The following is a 22,999-nucleotide window of genomic DNA, read 5'->3' as shown; positions in this document are numbered from 1 at the left end:
TTGATTCGTATAGAATGAAAGAGTAGTCGGGTATATTGTTTTACGCAACCGCTCACCGGGGAACTTCCTAAACTGCTGCATCAAAAGAAAAATTATTTACAATTTAAAAAATACTGAAATATTTCCATGATGTAAGTGAAAAATGCCAGACCGATTCTAGATTATAAGGGGGGAACGATATGTGCAGATATGCAATGTACGGCCCATATAAAGATATATTTGCATGCTTTACCTGCAGGAAGGTATATAAGCAGACATCAAGGTTTGAAATGCCGAAGGATGAATATGAACGGATTGTCCATGTCTGTCCGCAATGCCAGGCATCCATGCATGACATGGGTCATGATTTTCAGGCCCCCAAGCAAACGGATATCAAGCAGTGGAAAAAGGTAGAGCTACTATATCAACAAGGATACGCTTACCACTCCTGCGGCTGCGGCGGCCCCGGGTACAGACCCTCTCGGCTGTCGAAGGTACCTGAATTTCTGGAGAACCAGCGAACGTTCGAGAATAAGGGAGAGGCGCTGCTGTACCGGCTTTTGCAAAGCTAGTTGACTCGGGCTAATTATTAACATGTGAGATGAAGTGTATTATAGAAACTTATATGTTTTCCCATTTTCCAAGTGCAAAGAAGAGCAGCCCGGAAAAAATATAAGAGGTTCACTATACGTGCTTCGTTCGCTGAACTAACGGGCAGGTTAGCTCAATAAGAACCTGACGCCACTTCAGGATTTCTTTAGGCTGCATAGAACCGATATGGAACTATGCAGTAACTGAGTTCAGCCCGAGCCACGGTTTTTGATTTGACTAATGATAGTGGAAAATCAAAAAAGAACCTGGATAGTTTTATCAGGTTCTTTTTTATTGCATATAAAACAGACACGATGATATAATTAGATTGTGATTTCTTAATTTGAGTGTTCATAAATATCACATCTTACACTTTAACTTTACCATGCCGCTAAACTCTTGTCAAATGTTTTTTTCTCAATTTAATAGTTAGGAGAGATATTGAATGAGTTCTTTGGTTCTCAGTTTTCAGGAAATGGAAAAAACGCAGTTTTTGCTCGTTGGCGGAAAAGGGTTGAATTTAGGGGAATTATCAAAAATTGAAGGAATACATGTACCAGAAGGATTTTGTGTTACAACAGTGGGGTATCAAAAAGCCATCGAACAAAAAGAAACGTATTATGCATTGTTGGATCGACTAACAAGGCTAAAAGCAGAAGATCGTGCTCAAATTGGTGAAATCAGCAGGCAGATTCGACAAATCATTATGGAAGTAGAAGTTCCTGCCGATGTTGTGGAAGCAGTTACTCACTATCTCTCCCGGTTTGGAGAAGAACATGCTTACGCAGTGCGTTCCAGTGCGACTGCTGAAGATTTGCCACATGCCTCTTTTGCTGGTCAACAAGACACCTATTTAAATATCATCGGCAAAGAAGCAATCTTGCAGCATATCAGCAAATGTTGGGCTTCCCTATTTACGGATCGCGCGGTTATCTATCGTATGCAAAATGGATTTGACCACAGTCAAGTTTATTTATCCGTTATTGTTCAAAGGATGGTTTTCCCGCAGGCTTCAGGAATTTTATTTACCGCTGATCCGATTACATCCAACCGGAAGCTGCTATCAATCGATGCTAGTTTTGGACTTGGAGAAGCATTGGTCTCTGGCTTGGTCTCTGCCGATTGTTATAAAGTACAGGAAGAGGCAATCGTCGATAAGAGGATAGCAACCAAAAAATTGGCTATCTATGGACGAAAAGAAGGCGGAACAGAGACAAAGCAGATCGAGCCTGATCAGCAAAAGACTCAAACCCTTACTGAACAACAAATTTTGCAACTGGCACGTATCGGAAGACATATCGAGTCTCATTTTGGTTGCCCACAAGATATCGAATGGTGTTTGGCCAATGATACTTTTTATATTGTCCAGAGTCGTCCAATCACGACTTTATACCCGATCCCTAAAGCAAATGATCAAGAAAATCACGTTTATGTATCTGTCGGTCATCAACAAATGATGACTGACCCGATAAAACCATTGGGATTGTCTTTTTATCTGTTAATAACTCCTGCACCCATGCGTATAGCCGGTGGAAGGCTGTTTGTTGATGTTACACAAATGCTGGCTTCACCTGTCAGCAGAGAAACTTTCTTAAATACCCTGGGACAATCTGATCCGCTCATAAAAGACGCATTTATGACCCTAATAGAGAGAGATTTTATAAAATCGTTACCAGATGATAGAACAGAACGGAGTCCCGGTAATAGCAGTAAAGGTAGGGCGTCTGCAGGTATTCAAGCACAAATCGAAAACGATCCGGCAATCGTTTCTGATTTGATTAAGAACAGTCAAACATCGATAGAAAAATTAAAACAAAACATCCAAACGAAATCAGGAGCAGATTTATTTGATTTTATACTGGAAGATCTCCAAGAATTAAAGAAGATCTTATTTGACCCACAAAGTTCAAAGGTTTTTATGACTGCTATGAATGCTTCGTCATGGATCAATGAAAAAATGTACGAGTGGTTAGGTGAAAAAAACGCAGCAGATACGCTTTCTCAATCTGTACCAAACAACATTACTTCGGAAATGGGTCTGGCGCTATTGGATGTCGCAGATGCGATTCGTCCTTATCCGGAGGTAATTGATTATTTAAAACATGTAAAAGATGATAATTTTTTGGATGAACTGGTTAAGTTGGATGGTGGACAGGAAACTCAAGACGCTATCTATGCTTATCTCAACAAATACGGAATGCGATGTGCCGGTGAAATCGATATTTCGAGAACTCGTTGGAGTGAAAAACCAATTATACTTGTCCCCATGATTCTCAGTAATATCAAAAACTTTGAGCCTAATGCTGGCAATTGGAAATTTGAGCAGGGGCGACAGGAGGCTTTGAAAAAAGAACAAGAGTTATTAGATCGATTGAAGCAATTACCGGATGGTGAACAAAAAGCCAAAGAAACAAAACGAATGATCGATCTGATCAGGAATTTCATCGGTTATCGTGAATATCCCAAATACGGCATGGTTAATCGCTACTTCGTTTATAAGCAGGCTTTACTAAAAGAAGCCGAACAACTCGTACAAGCTGGTGTTATTCACGAGAAAGAAGATATATACGATCTCACTTTTGAAGAACTTCACGAAGTCGTACGCACAAATAAACTGGATTATCAGATCATCCGTAAACGAAAAGACGATTATAAATTATATGAAAAACTAACTCCCCCGCGTGTAATCACGTCTGATGGTGAAATCATTGCGGGTGAGTACAAACGAGAAAATCTCCCAGCCGAAGCGATTGTAGGTCTGCCTGTTTCTACCGGAGTTATAGAGGGACGAGCACGTGTCATCTTAAACATGGAAGATGCTGATCTGGAAGATGGAGATATATTAGTCACCGCCTTTACTGACCCCAGCTGGACACCATTGTTTGTATCCATAAAAGGCCTAGTCACCGAAGTTGGTGGACTGATGACTCATGGAGCCGTTATCGCACGTGAATATGGCTTACCCGCAGTTGTCGGAGTGGAGAATGCTACCAAACTGATAAAAGATGGGCAACGAATTCGTGTGCATGGAACAGAAGGGTATATCGAAATATTGTAATGGCTGAATGCGCTAAGTAATAGCCTCTGTCATAATGGACAGTATTAAATGCAACCTGTCATGGATAAAAGGGCGGTTACCCTGTTCGTCCTTTTATCCATGACACAAAATGATTTATACATAGCTGACCCGATAATCTAAATCTCTTGTCCTTACGGCAATAGGTACAAGTCCTTGTCCTCGACAGTATCAGGTGTTAAATACCCAAGTGTGCCCTCAGAGTCGAACCTGCATATTCGCTTCTGAACAAGCCTCTTTCAACCAACAAATCCGTCAATAGCCCCAGCCTCAAACCGCTCAAAAATATCGTTCAATACGTCAAGTTATTTGGTGATAGCTTACAGCCCGCTCCCTTCAAATACCAATTAAATGGAAGCGGGATTGCAACAGCAATAGGAATTAGGATATATCCCGTCGCTCAGGCTAGCTGCAGCGATAGCTTTTCTAATGATAATCTTACGGTCAGGGAACCCACAATTATAGTCAGTTCTATGATGTCCTTTATCGTTGGGGTAAATTGACAGACTTGACTTGAGCAGAGGTATTTCCGTAAATATCCTTGGCCAGCACGAGAATATGCAGCGTATCAGCTTGGGAGGCACCATCCTGTTTGTATTTAGTAGTTGGAAGCGTTGCTGACCAATTGGCTTTATCTTCTGTAATAACGACACGAATGCCATTGACATAAACTTTAAGCTGCGCGATATCACTTTGATCTGTGACTGAACCTTCCAAAGCGAGAACATCATCCGTGATCGAAGCATTCAACTTAAGTACAGGGGTTCCTGTTTCCTTGCGTTTAAAGGGTGGGAGAGTGGTTTGCGGGTTATAGGAAAAGGTTTCATCCTCAAGCGCTGGCGTACGTGCTGCAATAGGACGGTTTTTGGTCGCCTGCTCATAGGAATAAGCGTAACGAAGCAGGTCATTATCGCTGTATGCGGCACCTGCCATCGTCAGATTAACGGGCATACCGGTATCCTTCATAGCGCCCATACTCACAGACACACTTGGGATCCCGTACTCGCGTAGAATGAAATTCGTATTGGAGAAATAGTTGCCATTCTCCCAAGCCTCCTCGTAGGACGTTTCATTCACATCGGAGTCAGCTTTGCCGATATTCGAATTTGCCGGGAATGCAATAAAATCAAGGTTGTTTTGCTTCATCCAATCTTCAAAATCAATCTTTCGTACATTTTCAAGCCCCCTCAGACCTTCCTGAAACTGAGGAATTTGTTCGTAAGGGGTGACGCCTTTCTTTATGGTTTCAATGAATACGTCATAGTGGCCAAGGTCTCTGCCACGTTTGGCATCTACCGAACCGGGCGGATTCGGGAAGACGGTTGCAGGGTCGATATTTGCCCATGACGGGAAATTTGGATCGCCCACACTTTTAAGGAATTCCTCAGCTGCATAAGGATTAAGCAACCCGAATTCCTTTTCAGCCCACTTTGCCGGCATCAAACCACGCTCTTCAGGTGTTTTCGCTGTTGGCCGGTCCTTCTCACTATTCGCCTGCAAGGGGAAGTCAACTTCCACAACCTCAGCTCCAAGAGCAGTTAAATCCTTTACAGCTTTTTCCCATAATGCCTGTATCGAAGGTCTGAATTTGATCGGAGTTGTGGTTTCATGGTCCTTACCGATATAAATTTTCGGAACGCCAATGCGTTTGCCTTTCAAAGCTTGAATGTCTCGCAGCTCTAAATAGGATTTGGGACGGACACTGTTGACAGAAGGGAGCCGAACGGCTTTCTGCTCTCGCCAGAAATCGCCCTTGGTGATCTTATCTTCTACAACGATCACGTCAAGCAAGCGGAGCATGTCCTCGACAGTCCTCGTATGTGGGACAACGACATCACGTATAGGGAAGAGCGGCCAATTCCCCCGAATGGAGATTAGGCCCCGCGATGGGGTGTAGGCAATTAAACCATTGTTAGATGCTGGTGATCTTCCAGAGGATACCGTTTCTTCCCCCATACCGAAGGCAGCGAGGTTGGCGGCTGTTGATACGCCAGATCCGTTAGAGGAGCCAGAGTACCAGGCTGCAGCCAAATAATCTGGGTTGTACGGACTTTCAGCACGGCCATAAACGCCTCTTTGCATTCCCCCTGCTGCCATTGGCGGCATATTGGTTTTACCAATGAGCACCCCACCGGATTTGCGTATCTTTTCTACTGTAAAGGCATCGTCCTTTGCCATCAGGTTTTTGAAAGCCGGAGATCCAGAAGCGACAGTGAGTCCCTTAACCTTGTAGCTGTCTTTAACCGTGTAGGGGATGCCTTGCAGAGGACCAGTCTTAATACCTTGTGCCCTTAGTTGATCAGCTTGAGCAGCTTCTTTTAGTACGTCGGGGTTCAGAATAGGGATGGAATTCAGTCGAATGCCACTAGAATCATAGGCATATACCCGGTTAAGGTACAGAGCAGTGAGCTCGACACTTGACAGTGCCCCTGACTTCATCGCTTCCTGCATTTGAGCAATCGTAGCCTCTTGCAATTGAAATGTAACTAGGGAAGAGGAGGGTTCACTAGTTTTACTAGAGGATGAGGGTGAAGGAGCGGCGGATGCAAGCGGGCATCCCGTGAAAGTTAAAATCATACCAACTGTGATCCATTTGCAATAGTTACCGATTACATTCCTTGTATTCGCTTTTAGCGTTCGTGCGCACATAGCATTTCACTCCTTAAATTAGGTAGGATCAGGAATTTAAAAAGAGGGGGATGAGAAAGGTCCTATTACAGTATAAATGTTTCTAATTATATTACTTATTTTCATATGAAATGTCAATTTTTGTAATGAGAAACACAAGGGAATTCGCTACTTTTAATGTGAAATCTAGTAATTGTGCCTTCACTGTATCATCGTGCGATAGGGGGTACTTCAGCTTTGACTTTAGATTTTCAAACCTTTATCACAAACATTTCTGTATTGGAGGAGATTATTGGCATATACACGCTGCCAATCTCAAAATCCCGAATGACTGCCCCAAGCCGCCACTATGGGCTACATCGCCGTGTAAGAAGCAAAAGATGAAAGAATACTGCAGGAAAATATTGATCCAGCATTAGCTCTTCAAAAGCATTGTGGGTTATTTTACAGTCATGAAACGAGGCGATGAACAAAATAAATGGATTAACATTGATATATTTGGACTTAATGATCAAAAACCAGCTTCTCCAATTTGATAAAAATTTCTGAATTAGTTGAGGCAATTTACATAAGTATCTTAAGATGATTCTTCAGGTTAATAACTTAAGTCCATACAAAGGATAAAGAGCTGCACAAACATTACTACAGCTTGTCCAGCTTGTTCAATTCACCTAACTGGTTGTGGATAGTTGCTATTATTAATATGATAAAAGGGGTTATATGTGTATGACATCAAATAGAATATAGTAACCTGGAGGTATTATACAGCTTTTATATACATATGTACAAAATACGGGTTTTGTGAAGATGTCTTAGAAAACCCGTATAGCAACGCGGGTATCCCTATGAATAGGAGAATTGTACATTGACACAAAATCCCCTACTAAAATGACACAAAGTTCCCTACTTTAGTAGTTAAATCATACTTTTGAGTGACTTAGTTCTTTTTCTTCAAGCGAATGAGGTAATTTTTTTTATTTATCAAGCTAAGTAGGTAACTTTGTGTCACTCACCCAGTCAAGTAGGTAACTTTGTGTCATTCTCCCAGTCAGGTAGGCAATTTAGTGTCACTTACTTGACGCGCTCTACATTACTTATCCATATTATTGACTGCCTTCCTCATTTCCTCATCTGTTAAATGTGTATAGATCATGGTTGTTTGTATTGAGGAATGTCCTAATTGGTTTTTCAATCTAGGCACATCATTGTTCTCTAAATGATAGCGCGTTGCAAATGAATGTCTTAGAGAATGCACGGTTAATGCTGGTTTTCCAAAAGCTGAAGCATACTTTTCGATTAGTTTTTCAATAGATCGCTGCGTTAAACGTCGGCTTTTTCCTTTACGACCTATGGAAGCTGCAATAAACAAAAAGCTTTCGTTTTTTTCTGGGATATATCTGGATTCTCTAATCTGCAGATAATTTTCTAAATCTAGTAACGCTTGCTTGCTGAAATACACGTATTGTTCTTTATTGCCTTTTCGTATAACACGCACCAAAGCTTTGTTCATATCTAAATCTTCAATGTTAATACCTGCTACCTCAGAGAGCCTAAGACCAGAACCTAAAATGAGGGAAACAATAGCTGTATCTCGTTCACGGTTAAATTGATGGAAATTGAAAATACGTTTATTCTCTTTATTGATTTCTCCGAAATCATGAGCTATAAACTGCCTAAATGACTCAAAATCGTCTTCTCTAAGAATTTTCCCATCAATACGATTGGCAATGGTTTCTTGGCTTTCTTTAATCACGTTTAAATCCATTTTGGCCATAACATTGCGCTGGATATATGGTTTTAAGTCATTTGTTTCAGCTTTGTTCTGTAAGTAATCAAATAAGGATTTTAGTGAGGACAATTTACGGTTGATGGTTAGCTTGGCATTGCCTAGTTGATACTCCAAAAAAGATAGGAAATTTTCCACTTCACGAATCGTTAGTTTCTCCAAAGTAGCTAATTTAATGTTTTTACGGCTATCTTCAGTAAAATTTTCTGCAACTAACCAATCAAAAAAAATAATATAGTCATGGCAATAGTTCAGAAGCGTTGTGGGAGAAAGTTTTCGTTTTCTACTATCAATAAATTCCGTAATAAACCACGGAAGATCAGACAATTTTTCATCGATTCGATTCATGTAATGCATTTTCATTTGTTTATCCATATATGTATAACCTCCGTAAATTATTATACTTCAGTTATAAATATTCGTCAAAATTATATTTTACGTAATTATCAAATGAGGTCACAGTAGGTCAAAATACTTCCAAGTAATTAAACTGGTCTCTTCCTTGGTTTAGGTACATTATTATTTTCCTTATGATGTCGCGTTGCAAACGAATACCTAAGAGAATGTACTGTTAGAGACCACCCAGCACCTTAAGTCCACAAACATCTTTGCTTATGGCTATTAACAAATTAATCCCTGACTCGAAAAAATGTTTTTTTGAATATTGTCGCGCCCACATATTCCAGTTCTTAGCATGTAAGCCTAGCCACCATAAATGACGGGCAAAAATTAAGAAACGTATTAGGCCTTCCTCCTCCTGGTTTAAAAAGCGTATAGAGGAGTACCCTGAAATAAGCTCTTTCCAAATTTCAGGGGTCCCCCCTCTCCCAAAAGTGCCCCAGATTGCAGTCGCTAGATCATATATTCTCCACTGCCAACCAACATCTTCAAAATCGATTATCACAGTTTGTCCAAGAGTTGTTTGTATTGCATTTAAGTGGTGTGCATCCCCATGTGAGCATCCAAATAAAGATTCATCGTTATACTTTTCTAATATTACAGCTATTGTGCTTGTTAGTCGTTCAGTCAATAAGAGACTTTCACAATCATTGTAAGAATTTCTTATTGCGTCCAATGAGTTATATAGTAACTCATTAATTGTAATATCTCGGAGCCAACTCGGCTTCTTCATCTTATCCCAAATATTGTGTATATGACCAATTGAAGTGCCTAGTGAGAAGAAATTGGATTTATTAATTTGTAGTGCATGACCTTCAACAAACTCATAAGCCCTTGCCATAAATGCCACTTCATTAATTTGTATTATATTATTCTCTTCTTTGAGGGGACGTGGTACGGGAGCTCCTTCGCGAAATAGTGTTTGTATAGCAAGATATTCACGTTGTAATCTATCCAAAGAGTTGATAGGAAGAATCTTCAAAAGAAAATCTTCACGCGCTGTGATGGCTTTATATACATAACTTCTATTTAATGATAGTGGGAGTAATTCTTGAATTTTCATGTGTGGAAATATAGAATCAAGGTGAAATAACAATGTTTGAGTATTTGAATGATACTTCAATCCATTAACAACTCCATTCTATGACGTTCACAAATCCAAGGAAGTGTTGATACTCGTTGTAGCTGATTTGTACTTTCATGTAGCTTCGGTCCATTTCTCTTTAACTCTAATAAATCTAAATCGTAATTATCTGTTACAAAAGTTGAATTCTCAAAACCATCTTTAATGTTACCCAAAGAAAACTCTCTCAGCCCCACTAGTCCATAGCAAGGATAAATATAACCATCACCATCAATATATAATCTTAAATGATTTGCACACTGGTTAATTGGATTTTCTGGAATTGTGTTCCAAAAATTGCTTGTTTCACTTTTAATCGGATATATCGTAATGTCCATTGAATTAACAGATTCATAACTGAGAAACCCGTATTCCCGTAAAGTTGAAATCGAACCAATAATTCCGATTGGTCGGCGTAAATTTATTAATAATCTCATAAAGTCTTTAATTGATGTTAACTTTGCTAATACAAAGAGATTGTCTGTAGTTACTCCAACTGATGAGAGCAGCGAATCATCGCAAAGTGATTTTAGGTGAGTGTAGTTATGAAATAGCTCGACTATATCTAAGGTTATTGAAAATGCGAAACCATTATTAATACGACCCAACTGCGGTCCGCTTAAGCGAATTCCCTCTTTGCAGAAGCGCAAGTTGTCGCGGGTTCGATAGATCTGGTCGGCCAGCACCGCTTTGGGATAATAACCAAATCTGGCGCGGTAACGCTCTACGGCGTCCTGCAATGTCTGCCCTTCGTTGTAGCTATCCCACGACAGATGCTCGTGGAAAGCGTAGCCGTTCACCACGCTAATCGCCAGCTTCTCTCCGAACTCGACGTTTGCCCTGGCTTTGCCGCGCACGATCGGTCTGACATGTGGCTGTGCGATACTGACAATCCGATCCGATATGCTGTGTGTCCGCTTGTCATACATCGTTTGCTGCTGACGATAAAGCTCTTGAATGACCAGCAGTTCCTTGTACAAACGCCGCGGCAGGCCGCTCGTCATATCGGCGAGTTCGGCGATCATGCGCAGATCACGGGAAACGAACCTGAGCTGCTTGCCGATCGCTTTTCGTATCGCGCGCGGCTTCACGCGCCGCTGCTTGGCAACCGCCAGATAGGCTTTGCGGGCACGCTCTCGGTATGTTCTGGGCTTGCGGGTCTTTCCACGTTCCGGTTCGTGCAGGATGTCGATGATCTTCTCCAGCTTTTCTCTGGCCTGATTCAGTAACGACAAATCCGTCGGGTAGGCGATATCCGCCGGCGCGCAGGTAGCGTCCAGCAGCAGTTCGCCCTCGTTCGTCAGTTCCATCTGCTGTGGCTGCGTTTCTGAAGGCTTACCGGACGCTGCGTCAGTTCCGCTGCCAGGTTCATCGTCGTCCGATGAATCATCCGACACTTGCGCGCTTCTTCCAGAGCGATCCATTCATTCACTTCATCCAGAATTTCGCCACCCAATCGCTTGCGGAAATGCGTCATGAGAGAATGATGAAACGGACGGCGGTACCGATATTCCGGCAGACCGAGGAAGTACTGCAGATACGGGTTCTCCAGAATCTGACGAAGTGTCTCCCGATCATCGGTGCCAAGCCGCTCCTGGATGATGAGTGCGCCGAGCGCGATACGGATCGAAACGGCTTTTTGGCCCTTGAGGCTTTTCTTGAAGTTTTTCGCATACTTCTCTTCGAGCATCCACCACGGAATCATCTGGGCCAGCAGCACCCAGCGGTTATCTTCTGCGAGCTTTCCGCCGAACGGCAGAAAAAAGTCGACGGGCAGGTTCATCTGGTTCTCGGTTCGCTGATACAATCCTGACGCCTCCAAGTGCACGGTTTTTCACGGGGCTGCCCCGTTTTCCTTCGACATAAGAGGCCCTAAACCCTTGTGCCTGTTGGAGTTTTGATTCGTTCAGCAAGCCCTAGGTAAACCGTGTCCTATGGGCATCGGCGCACGTGTTTAGACTCCGATGCCGCGAGGCTCATTGTCAAGGCGAATACGTTGTTTACATGTCTTCGATGTACACGCCCTTGATAATCAAGGATTTTCTAAAAGCGAGTTGAGATAATTAACGAAAATATACGCTAAGTATTAAACGGATTAATGACCCTTTGGCGGCTCAAACATCATATTGTTTAACTGGTTCACAAAAATACCTTCGTTCGGGCCCGGGTTGTTTCGAAATACTTTCGCTTCTTCCACTAGAACCTCGTCCGCATCCGTACCAAGTACCTTCATCGTTTCATCAATGAATGATGCTAGTAGCATAGAGCTCGGATCGTTATTGAAATACGTTTGAACCCCTGGCGGCGCAATTTCCAGGATTTTCACCGATGTGTCTTTAAGCATGTACCGTTGGGATAGCGTATAGGAATGGAGCGCTGCTTTCGTCGTAATACAGAAACATGAAAATAATTCCAATAGGACGTAGGTTCTACTTTCTTGAAATTTTTGATTAGACTGGAAAGAGGCTAAGTCTACAGGTCATTAAAGTCAACCTAAAAACTTAGCCTCTTGATTTCATATTAAATTTTAAATAAACTTCAGTCTTCACATACCATTGTCTGCAAAGTCGATGAGACTACTATTTATTATTGCTGCTACATCCTTTTTGTAATCGTGTATAAAAAAATGATCCCCGTCAAACATATGAATTTTACAACTTTTGGACGTATAATCATGCCATTTTGCAACGTCAAAAATAGTGGCTCCCTTTTCTCTTTTTCCCCACAATACACTTATATCGCAGTCAAGCTTAGCGTTTTTTTCAATGTGCCTGTATGTGTCAGTAATTCTAAAATCCGCTCTGAGTATCGGTAAAAACAACTCCATTAATTCATTGCTTTTCAGAACCTCTTTGGGCGTGCCTCCCAGCTTAAATACCTCATCCACAAACTCCTTATCCGGCAAATCATAGAGTACCTTCTTCTTACTTACAAAACCCGGAGGATATCTGCCGGAAATAAACATATGGACAGGATATGGATGTCCGAGCTCCTTTATTCTATAGGCAAGTTCATATACAAGTACACTGCCCATACTGTGGCCAAACAACGCATAAGGTTGTTCTTCAAGGTTGCTTATGATAATACGGTGTATATCTTCAAGCGCTTCCTCAACACTTCCGTAAAACGGTTCACCAATCCTGCTGCCTCTTCCCGCAAGCTCAATCGGGAAAAGCTCAATCCTATCATGCAAGTATTGTTCCCAATATTTATATACTGCTGCAGAACCTCCTGCATACGGCAGACAAAACAATTTAATCTTATCCATTATATCTACCCCTTATATCTGAACTATTGGTTGATCTCTTCCAATATTTCTTTAATAATAGCCGCATTTTTATCTATATATCCTGTACTTAACATATCAAAATGTCTGCCAAATCCGTTATATACTTTGAACTCTCCCGTTGTTGCCTCTCTCCATCCTTCACATAAATCAGCTTCACCTTCATTGTCTTGCTGCTGTGATATAATAAGATGGATATTGGAGTTTATCTGTCCCGAGTTTATAACACTTCTAGTGTATTTATGATAATTTCTCATTCTTTCAATGGCCTTTTCAATAACTGCCTGGTTATCTCCAAACATGCCTTTTATAAGTTTCTCATTTTCTTCTATAAATTCTTTATCCTGTTGCTCAGCAAGTTTCTTAGCATCTTCGCTTTCTTCCTCAATAAGGACAAATGATTTAGCCGAATCCAGAAAGATTATATCGGATACATGATGTCCAGTTTCAATTAATACTTTAGCAACTTCAAATGCCAGATTACCTCCTGCCGAGTAACCAAATAGAATATATGGGCCCTCGGGTTTGACAGAAGTAATTGCCTTCACATACTCCTCCATCCTGCTCTCATTTTCTATAAAGTCAAAGGAATATATGGAATAAGCATTCATTTGTTTTGATAAACTACCATAAGCTATTCCATTTCCTCCTCCTGGAGGGAATGCAAACATAAGACTCTCCATTGCTGAATTAAAATGAATTGCCGGACTTGGTGTAATATAATCATTGGCGTACGTATTGTGTATAAAACGGGCAATTTCCTTTATGGTTGGGGCCATATAAAAGTCTTTTAGTGGTACCTCAACATTTAACTGTTCATAAATTCTGCTTATAAGGGATATTGCCTTCAGTGAGTATCCTCCCAGTTCAAAGAAGTTATCATTCACACCAATTTTTTGTACTCCAAGGGCATCATGCCACAGCAGTGCAAGCTTCTCCTCAACTTCACCGCAAGGCTCTACATACTCTACTGATGTAGCTAAAGTACCGTCATTTCGGGGTAAATTATTCCGATCTATTTTGCCATTGGCTGTCAAAGGCAGCTTTTCCAGCTGAACAAAGTATTGTGGTATCATGTAATCGGGAAGTTCTTTTAAGAGAAGCGCCCTTAAATCTGATATTGTAGATTCACTTTCCCCTGCTATATAAGCACACAAATACTTGTTGCCCTCCTGGTCTGTCTTTGCAATTACCGCAGCTTCTTTTATTGAAGGATGCTTTAATAGCTGCACTTCTATTTCCCCAAGCTCTATCCTAAAGCCCCTAATCTTTACCTGATGGTCTACTCTGCCTATAAATTCGATGTTTCCGTCAGGAAGCCACCTTCCAAGATCACCGGTACGATACATTCTTTCTCCAGAGCTGAAAGGATTAGCTACAAATTTTTCCGTAGTCAATTCAAGTTTGTTCAAATAGCCTTTTGCCAGCCCATCTCCAGATATATATATTTCACCAGTTGTATTAACCGGTAAGATATTCATGTCTTCATTAAGTATATATATCTTATAATTCTGCAATGGCATACCTATAGGTATACTTGTTAGATTTCTCACCTTCTCACGGCTTAAATGGTAATAAGTTGAATCTACGCAGCATTCTGTTGGACCATAAACGTTTGTTATAGTAGGGTTATTATCTTTAAACCGATCATAGAAACCTTGTATACCTTTACATGAAAGTTCTTCCCCTCCGATAATAAACTGCATAACTGAAAGACTTTCGCCAGGCCTGGCAGTATCTGTTAAAAGCTTTATATGTGCTGGTGTTCCGTCTGAAACAGCAATTGAATTCCTGTTATAGTACTTTAGAAGGCCCTCACCATCTAGCCTTGTATCCTCAGGAACTATAAACAGCGTATGGCCAAGGAGAGAAGCCGCAAATATTTGTTTTACAGATGCGTCAAAAAAGTAAGGGGACACAAGGGCAACATTTAAATAATTATCATAATTTTCATAGACAAGCTTTCTTAGTCCATAAACCAAGTTAACTACACTTCGATGCTCTATCATTGAACCCTTCGGAACTCCAGTAGATCCCGATGTATAAATGATATAAGCTAAGTCCTCTGGTTTATTTATTTTATCAAGGTTTTCAGCACTTCCAATGTATATTTCAGGGGAATCAAGCAGTAATATATTACCGTAAAACTCTGCTTTATCCGCTAAATGTGATTGCGTCAACAGCATAGTTGCATTACTATCTTCCAGTAATTTTTTTATTCTTAGTTCAGGAAGTTTGGTTGAAATTGGTAAATAGACACCTCCTGCTTTTAAAATTCCCAGTATTCCAACCTGCATATCTACGGATCTTTCTACCATTATTCCAACTATGCTGTTTTGCTTTACACCATTACTTCTTAGTGCTCTGGCAAGCTGATTTGCCTTTTCATTGAGCTGCCTGTAGGTTAATTGCTTGTCCTCAAACACTACAGCTACATTATCAGGTGTCCTTTCCACTTGGTCTTGGAACAGCTCATGTAGAGTCTTATCCCTAGGGTATTCTGCCTTTGTATCATTAAAACTATTTAGTATTTGCTGTTTTTCATCCTGAGATAGTATATTTATTTCGGACAGCATCTTTTCGGGGTAAGCTGTGATCTCTTCCAGTACATTGATGAAATGGACCCCAAGTTTTTCTATTGTCTCTTTCTTAAACAGACGAGTAGCATACTTTAACCCAAATACAATATTATTCTGGGTCTCTTGGGCGTTTAGGGTCAAATCAAATTTGGACGCCCTGAACTCATTATCATAGGGCATGAACCTTAGCCCATTCATCTTAAATTCTGATGCCTCTTTATTTTGCAAGACAAACATAGTATCAAACAGCGGATTTCTGCTCAAATCCCGCTTAATGCTAAGCTTCTCCACAAGTTCCTCAAATGGGTAATCCTGGTTTTCATAAGCCCTTAGAGCATTTTCTTTTACTACCATCAAAAACTCGCTGAAATTCTTTTTACCTTGAGGGTAATTCCTCATAGCTAGGGTATTGACAAACATGCCTATGATGTCCTGCAAATCTGTATGTGGCCTTCCTGCTATAGGGCTTCCAATTACGACATCTTCCTGTCCGGTGTATTTGAAAAGAAGCACATTGTATGAAGCTAGAAGCACCATATACAGTGTTGCTCCATGATCCACGGCAAGCTTGTTCAGTTTATGTGCAAGTTCCCGGCCTGTTTCAAAACTGACCATATCGCCTTCAAAACTCTGTATAGTTGGCCTTGGGTAGTCTACCGGCATATCAAGTACTGGTATTTCTCCCCTAAATGCCTGGAGCCAGTATTCTTCTTGTTTACTGATTGTGCCGTCAGCAAACAATTTATTCTGCCATACGGAATAGTCCTTGTACTGAATCTGAAGTGCTGGAAGATTCATTCCTTCATACAAGCTTATGAATTCTCTTACCAGTATTTCATCCGACACCCCGTCAGATATGATATGGTGTTTATCAAGCATCATGACATGCCTGTCTTCTCTAATTTTTACGAGCCCTGCTCTTAGTAAAGGAGCCTTGCCAAGGTCAAATGGCCTTATGAATTCATTTGCTGCTTCTGAGGCTTTTTCTTCGCCGGTTTCCATGTACATGATACTAAATTCCACCTCATCATGGACCTTCTGCACCGGTTCACCATCTACCATATGGAAGGAGGTCCGGAAAGCCTCATGCCTTTTTACCAGCTGATCTAAGGCTTTCTCAAAACGTTCTATATCAATACTGCCTTCTAACAAAATAAACTCTGGCATATTGTATGCCACCCTTGCTCCTTCAAGCTGATTTAATATATACAGCCTTCTTTGGGAAGACGACATAGGATAGTATTCCATTTCTCCAGTGGGCTGGATAGATTGATAAATACTCTCTTGGGCTTCCTGGATGTACTTGGCAATTTCTGCAATTGTCGGCAGCTTGAATATCTCCTTAAGAGATATATTTACATTGAACTCTTTGTGAATTTTGGCTGCAAAGTTTATTGCTTTTAATGAGTGCCCCCCAAGCACAAAGAAATTATCATTTCTCCCTATTTTCTCAACCCCCAGGATATCCTGCCACAATTGTACAAGCTTCTCTTCCACTTCACCTGAAGGTGCTTCATACTCTACTCCAGTATTTAAATGAGCAGCAGGGTGGGGCAAGTTCTTCCGGTCTATCTTACCATTGGCTGTCAAAGGCATTTCATCCAGCTGCATGAAGTATGCCGGGATCATATACTCGGGCAATTCTTTTGAAAGGCATTCCCTTAGTTCAGTTATTGTCAGTTCATTTTCCCCAACGAAATATGCACACAGATCCTTGTTCTTCTGTTGGTCTTCCTTTACAATAACCACAGCTTCTTTTATTGAAGCATGTCTTAATAGCTGAGCCTCTATTTCTCCAAGTTCTATTCTAAATCCCCTTATCTTTACCTGGTGGTCCATCCTGCCTAAAAATTCTATATTCCCGTCAGGCAGCCATCTTGCCAAGTCCCCAGTACGATACATTCTTTCTCCCTTTATAAACGGGTTAGATACAAATCTTTCTGCAGTAAGCCCCGTCTTGTTTAAATAGCCTTTGGCAAGACCATCCCCAGATATATATAATTCCCCAGCGATACCTATAGGATTTACTTCTAATTTCTTACCAAGTATGCATGCTCTGGTGTTTGGCAAAGGACGGCCTATGGGGATATTATCCAATCTACTAAGCCCCGCCGCAGTAATCAAATATTCCGTAGAATCCACACAGCATTCGGTAGGACCATAAACATTTGTGATGCAAGGTTGCACATCCTCAAATCTGCTTAGGAAGTCTTTTACTGCATCAAATGGAAGAACATCTCCGCCTATAATAAAATGTCTCACTTTTAGGTTATTATCTATAGGAGGAGAATTTAACATCATATTTACGTGTATGGGCGTTCCATCCGAAATATCAATCCTATTTTCACTATAGAAGTCCAGCAGCTTTTTACCGTCTTTCCTTGCTTCCTCCGGTACAATGTACAATGCATGCCCCATTAGCAGTGCTGCGAAAATCTGCTGCACCGAAGCATCAAAAACATAAGGGGCAATGAGGCAAACATTCAACGGTGATTCATATTTGCTATATATTCTCTGGAACAGACCCTCTACCAGGTTTAATACACTCTTATTATCAATGCAAACACCTTTAGGGTTTCCCGTTGAGCCAGAGGTATAGATGATGTACGCTGTATCACCAGGCTTATTTATACATTTTATATTCACATCGTTTATAAAATTATAATCATAATCAGATAAATCAATAATCTCACCATCGAAATCATCACGATCCATAAGATGATTTTGGGTGAGTAAAATTTTGGCCTTGCTGTCCTCCATCATATACCTTTTTCTTTCCAATGGATAATTAGGATCTACAGGAAGGTACGCCCCCCCAGCCTTGATTACTGACATTATACCTATAACCATTTCAGGCGAGCGGTCCACCATTATGCCTACAATATCATCAGGCTTTACTCCCTTTTCTCTTAATGCCCTGGCCAATTGGTTTGCCTTTTGATTCAGTTCTCGGTAGGTTAATTGTTTACCTTCAAAAACCACTGCAATATGATCAGGAGTCTTTTTCACTTGCTCCTCAAACATTTGGTGTATGGTTTTATCCAGGGGATATTCGAGAGCAGTATCGTTAAAGCTGTATAATACTTGCTGTTTTTCTTCCTGTGATAACATTTCGATTTCATAAAGCCTTTTTTCGGGGTATGCTGCAATTTCTTCCAGCAAATTGATGTAATGAGCCCCAAGTCTTTCAACTGTTTCTTTCTTAAACAGTCTTGTACAGTATTCGAGTTCAAAGGCTATACCATCCTCAGTCTCAAATGCATTTAAGGTGATGTCAAATTTTGATATTCTGCCTTCTATCCCTTTGTTGTACGGCTTGAAGCTTAGATCAGACGTTATGAGCTCTGCTTTTCCAACATTGTATATGGCAAACATGGTATCAAAGAGGGGATTCCTGCTCATATCCCTCCTTATGTCCAGCTTATCCACTAATTCTTCAAACTGATAGTCCTGATTGTCGTATGCTTTCAAAGCATTTTCTTTAACTTCTTTCAAGAATTCAATAAAAGTCTTTTCTCCTTGCGGGTGGTTTCTCATGGCCAGAGTGTTTACAAACATACCTATGATGTCTTGAAGGTCAGCATGAGGCCTTCCAGCTATAGGACTTCCCACAATAATATCTTCCTGTCCAGTGTATCTAGATAACAGCACATTGTATGCAGCAAGAAGCGTCATATATAATGTAGCTCCATTGTCTGATCCAAGCTTGTTAAGTCTAACCGCAAGCTCGCTATCAGCTTCAAAGCTGATGTAGTCTCCTTCAAAGCTTTGTACTGCGGGTCTTGGGTAGTCGGTGGATAAATCCAGCACAGGGATCTCTCCCTGAAAGGTCTGGAGCCAGAATTCCTCCTGCTTACTTATGGCAGCTCCTGCAAACAATTCCCTCTGCCAAACTGAGTAGTCCTTGTACTGTATACGCAGTGGAGGAAGTATTTTCCCTTCATATAAGCTTATAAACTCTCTTACCAGTATGTCGTTGGACACTCCATCCGATATGATATGATGCATGTCAAACACCATAATATGTCTGGCTTCTCCAATCTTTACAAGTCCAACTCTTAATAGTGGAGCCTTTCCAAGGTCAAAGGGCCTTATGAATTTCTCCACTATTTCGGGAACCTTCTCTTCACTGGTTTCCAGGTACATGATACTTAGGTCCGCCTTGTCATGGACTTTCTGAGACAGCTCTTCCTCGATCATATGGAAGGAGGTTCGAAAGCTCTCATGCCTTTCTATCAGACTATGAAAAGCCTGCTCAAAACGTGCTTTATCAACAGTACCTTCCAGCAATATTATGCCAGGTATATTGTAGGCGATTCCAGCTCCTTCAAGCTGGTTTAATATATATAGTCTTTTCTGGGCGGATGACATGGGATAATATTCCATATCCCCAGCACGTTGAATGGACTGATATAGGCTCTCCTTTGAGTCTTCAATGTAGCTGGCAATTTCTAAGATGGTTGGTGTCTTGAATATTTCCTTAAGAGGTATGTCTACATTGAACTCTTTGTGAATTCTTGCTACAAGGCTTGTTGCCTTTAACGAGTGTCCTCCGAGCATAAAGAAGTTATCATTTCTTCCTACCTTCTCTATTCCAAGGATGTCCTGCCACAGCAGCGCAAGCCTTTCCTCCACTTCACCTGAAGGCGCTGCATACTCTGTTCCTGTATTTATTCTTCCATCAGGCAGCGGCAGCGCCTTTCTGTCCAATTTTCCATTTATGGTTAACGGTACTTTTGCTATCCTCATAAAATAGGATGGAATCATATAATCGGGCAGCTCTTTAGATATAAGCTCCCTTATTTCGGTCACTGTCACTTCTCGGTCAGACACTATATAAGCGCAAAGATACCTGCCTACACTTGAATCCTCCCGGTCAATGACCACCGCCTCATTTATATCAGCATGCTTCAAAAGGGCTGCTTCTATTTCCTCAAGCTCGATTCTATACCCTCTTATTTTAACCTGGTGGTCTTTTCTGCCGGCAAATGCAATATTCCCGTCAGGAAGCCACTTTGCAAGATCTCCTGTTTTATACATCAGTTCTCCAGGCATAAATGGGTTCGGTACAAACTTTTCCCTGGTAAGTTCCGGTTTTTTCAAGTATCCTCTCGCCAATCCTGCCCCGGAAACACAGAGTTCACCCTCAACACCTATGGGCTTAAGATTATTGTTTTCATCAACTATAAACACCCGGGTATTGGTAATAGGTTTACCAATAGGTACCGACTTATCGGCCGTCTCACAATCATCTGCTTTCCATACCGTTGCACATACGGTTGTCTCAGTAGGTCCATAAGCATTTATATATGAAATCCTGTTGCTCCATTTCTTTAAAAGTTCGGGAGTGGAAGCCGAACCTGCTGCAATTACCTTCTTTAAGGAAGTTACTTTTTCCGGGTCCAGATTTGCCAGATACGGAGGTGGTAAAGTAGCAATAGTTATCTCATTTTCATTTAGGTATTCTTCAAATCTTCGATAGTCATTGATAATATCGCTTGAAGATATATATAGTGTTGCTCCTGCCAATAGTCCCATAAATATTTCCCAAACTGCAGCGTCGAATGAAATTGATGCAAATTGAATAATCCTATCGCTTTCACTTACATTTAAGCGGGTCTTGAAAAACGCCTCCAGATTTGCTACCCCTTTATGTTCTACCATAACCCCTTTAGGTTTTCCTGTAGACCCAGATGTATAAATGATATATGCCAAATTTTGCGGTGAACATACCACTTCCAGGTTCATAGGGTTTCCGGCATAAAGGCTTTCATCTTCTATGTCTATATACTTCCCGTAAAACTCCACTTTCTCCAGGAATTGCTTTTGGGAAATCAGCACCCCTATCTCGCTGTCCTCGAGTAAATATTCGATTCTTGCCTTAGGGTAGTCAGGATCTATAGGCATATATGCCCCTCCGGCTTTAAGTATGCCAAATATACCTATGACCATCTCCAGTGAGCGTTCTACCATAATACCCACTATGCTGTCTGGTTTAACTCCCTTATCCCTCAACACTCTTGCAAGCTGATTTGACTTCTCATTGAGTTCCCTATAGGTTAGCTGCTTACCCTCAAACACCACTGCCGCATTGTCAGGTGTCTTCACCGCTTGTTCCTCAAATAGTTGGTGAATGGTCTTTTCCCTGTGGTATTCCTCCGTTGTATTATTGAAGCAGTGTACTATTTCTTTCTTTTCCACTTCGGTGAGTATATCAATATTCCTAATATGCATATCGGGATTATCGGTTACAATTTCTATTACCGACTGAAAATGTCCCTTGATTTTTTCTATGAAATTACCATCATATACCAGTGAGTTGTAACTGAATTTAATAGATAATTCCTTACCGCCATCAACGAGTATCCCAAAATCATAATTCGTCTGCTCGAATATTTCCATTCCAACTACATTTAAAATGCCATTACTGGATGAAGCATTAACCGCTTCATCCATAGGGTAATTTTCAAAAGCCATGACATGATGTATCAAGGCATCTTTCAAGCATGTTTTTGACTGCACATCCGCCAGAGGATAGAAACTGTACCGGTCAGATTCAAGCACCGATTGCTGCATCTCTTTGATCAGTTCGGTAAAAGTTTTATCCTCATCACAACTCACCCTTACTGCAACGGTATTTATAAATAAACCCACCATGCTCTCAATTCCCTGTATTTCATGAGGCCTTCCCGATACCACCTCACCAAACACCACATCATCGGTATTGTTATACCGCTGTAATAATATCCCCCATATGGTCTTTATAATGGTACTCATGGTTGTATTGTTTTTGGCTGTAAACTTCTCAAGATCGCTAGTTATTTGTTCAGATATTTTAAACTCCGTTTCTTCAATCCTGAAATCATCACTTGCAGACCTGCCGTTTTGGGGAAGGACTGTCTGATGCTCGTAACCTTTAAGATAGGTTTCCCAGTAATCTGCGGCCTCGTTCTGATTTCTGCCTTCCAACCATTTGATATAGCGGCTGTAAGGATATACCTTTCCTGACTCCGGCTCCCGGCTATTCATCAGGGCTTCATAGTTTTCCATAAATTCTCTAAATATATTTGCGAGACTCCACCCATCAATAATGATGTGATGAAAGCTCCATACCATGTTATAAGATTGGTAGCCTGTTTTAATTACACTTAATCTTGTTAAAATATCCCTTGATAAGTCAAAGCCCTTTTTTCTGTCTTTAACCCTGTATTCTTCTATATACCTATCCCTTAGTTCTTCGGCAAGGGAGGTAATATCCTCATAGCTGACAGACAGCTTTCTTTCCTTCATGACTACTTGTAAGGGCTTGGCTACATTTTCATACAAAAAAATTGTTCTCAAAGCGTCATACTTTTCAATAATGATATTAACGCTCTTTTCAACACAATCAATGTCCAGGATGCCTTTTATAGAAAGTGATATCTGCTCAAAGTAGGCGTCTGAATTTTTATCCATCATATAGTGGTACAATATCCCTTGCTGCATAGGAGTGAGCCGGTACATATCTTTTATGTTTTGTTTCTTCAAATCACTCATAAGTACTCCTCCTTAA

8 protein-coding genes and 2 pseudogenes are annotated in these 22,999 nt (G+C 40.9%); 2 read left to right on the top strand and 8 right to left on the bottom strand.

Translation table 11 applies throughout. From position 1 onward, the window contains the following. Positions 1-179 precede the first annotated feature (179 nt). Both MHI21_RS13380 and ppsA read left to right on the top strand, forming a co-directional pair. Positions 180-551: a hypothetical protein gene (locus MHI21_RS13380; protein ID WP_165176824.1), complete on the top strand. Its 372-nt coding sequence runs from the start codon at positions 180-182 to the stop codon at positions 549-551. A gap of 464 nt (positions 552-1,015) precedes the next feature. Beyond that, positions 1,016-3,628, top strand: a complete 2,613-nt coding sequence (gene ppsA / locus MHI21_RS13375; RefSeq protein WP_342418343.1) for a phosphoenolpyruvate synthase — start codon at positions 1,016-1,018, stop codon at positions 3,626-3,628. Positions 3,629-3,824: 196 nt separating this feature from the next. Here ppsA and MHI21_RS13370 read toward each other — a convergent pair. The 8 genes and pseudogenes from MHI21_RS13370 to MHI21_RS13335 form a co-directional block, all read right to left on the bottom strand. Further along, positions 3,825-3,948 (bottom strand): annotated as a pseudogene (locus MHI21_RS13370) (LLM class flavin-dependent oxidoreductase); the annotation flags it as partial. A gap of 181 nt (positions 3,949-4,129) precedes the next feature. Then, positions 4,130-6,295, bottom strand: a complete 2,166-nt coding sequence (locus tag MHI21_RS13365; protein WP_341161354.1) for an amidase — start codon at positions 6,293-6,295, stop codon at positions 4,130-4,132. A gap of 1,069 nt (positions 6,296-7,364) precedes the next feature. After that, a complete protein-coding gene (xerS, locus tag MHI21_RS13360; RefSeq protein WP_023988768.1) occupies positions 7,365-8,435 on the bottom strand; it encodes a tyrosine recombinase XerS in 1,071 nt (356 codons plus the stop codon). A gap of 196 nt (positions 8,436-8,631) precedes the next feature. Then, positions 8,632-9,582 carry a phosphotransferase gene (locus tag MHI21_RS13355; protein ID WP_023988769.1) on the bottom strand — a complete coding sequence of 317 codons (951 nt, stop codon included), beginning with the start codon at positions 9,580-9,582 and terminating at the stop codon, positions 8,632-8,634. Between the two features lie 599 nt (positions 9,583-10,181). Next, positions 10,182-11,389, bottom strand: a pseudogene (locus MHI21_RS13350) (IS5 family transposase); the annotation flags it as partial. Positions 11,390-11,677: 288 nt separating this feature from the next. Beyond that, on the bottom strand, positions 11,678-11,998 hold the full coding sequence (locus tag MHI21_RS13345) for a short-chain dehydrogenase (RefSeq protein ID WP_023988770.1): 321 nt from the start codon (positions 11,996-11,998) through the stop codon (positions 11,678-11,680). Positions 11,999-12,127: 129 nt separating this feature from the next. After that, the gene (locus MHI21_RS13340; protein WP_025721395.1) at positions 12,128-12,850 is read right to left on the bottom strand and encodes a thioesterase domain-containing protein; all 723 of its coding nucleotides are present in this window, start codon (positions 12,848-12,850) and stop codon (positions 12,128-12,130) included. A 23-nt stretch (positions 12,851-12,873) separates the two neighbouring features. Beyond that, positions 12,874-22,983 (bottom strand): amino acid adenylation domain-containing protein, encoded by a 10,110-nt coding sequence (locus MHI21_RS13335; protein ID WP_342418342.1) that lies wholly within the window; start codon positions 22,981-22,983, stop codon positions 12,874-12,876. Positions 22,984-22,999: the final 16 nt, after the last annotated feature.

It is taken from the genome of Paenibacillus sp. FSL H8-0168 (assembly GCF_038592955.1).
GTDB lineage: Bacteria > Bacillota > Bacilli > Paenibacillales > Paenibacillaceae > Paenibacillus > Paenibacillus polymyxa_B.
Note: the sequence above shows the minus strand (reverse complement) of the source record. Positions and strands in the feature narration are given on the sequence as shown.

Bases quoted from the DNA above. Each gene is read 5' to 3' on its own strand.
- MHI21_RS13380 (WP_165176824.1), top strand. From the start codon at position 180: ATGTGCAGATATGCAATGTACGGCCCATATAAAGATATATTTGCATGC.
- xerS (WP_023988768.1), bottom strand. From the start codon at position 8,435: ATGGATAAACAAATGAAAATGCATTACATGAATCGAATCGATGAAAAA.
- ppsA (WP_342418343.1), top strand. From the start codon at position 1,016: ATGAGTTCTTTGGTTCTCAGTTTTCAGGAAATGGAAAAAACGCAGTTT.
- MHI21_RS13335 (WP_342418342.1), bottom strand. From the start codon at position 22,983: ATGAGTGATTTGAAGAAACAAAACATAAAAGATATGTACCGGCTCACT.
- MHI21_RS13340 (WP_025721395.1), bottom strand. From the start codon at position 12,850: ATGGATAAGATTAAATTGTTTTGTCTGCCGTATGCAGGAGGTTCTGCA.
- MHI21_RS13365 (WP_341161354.1), bottom strand. From the start codon at position 6,295: ATGTGCGCACGAACGCTAAAAGCGAATACAAGGAATGTAATCGGTAAC.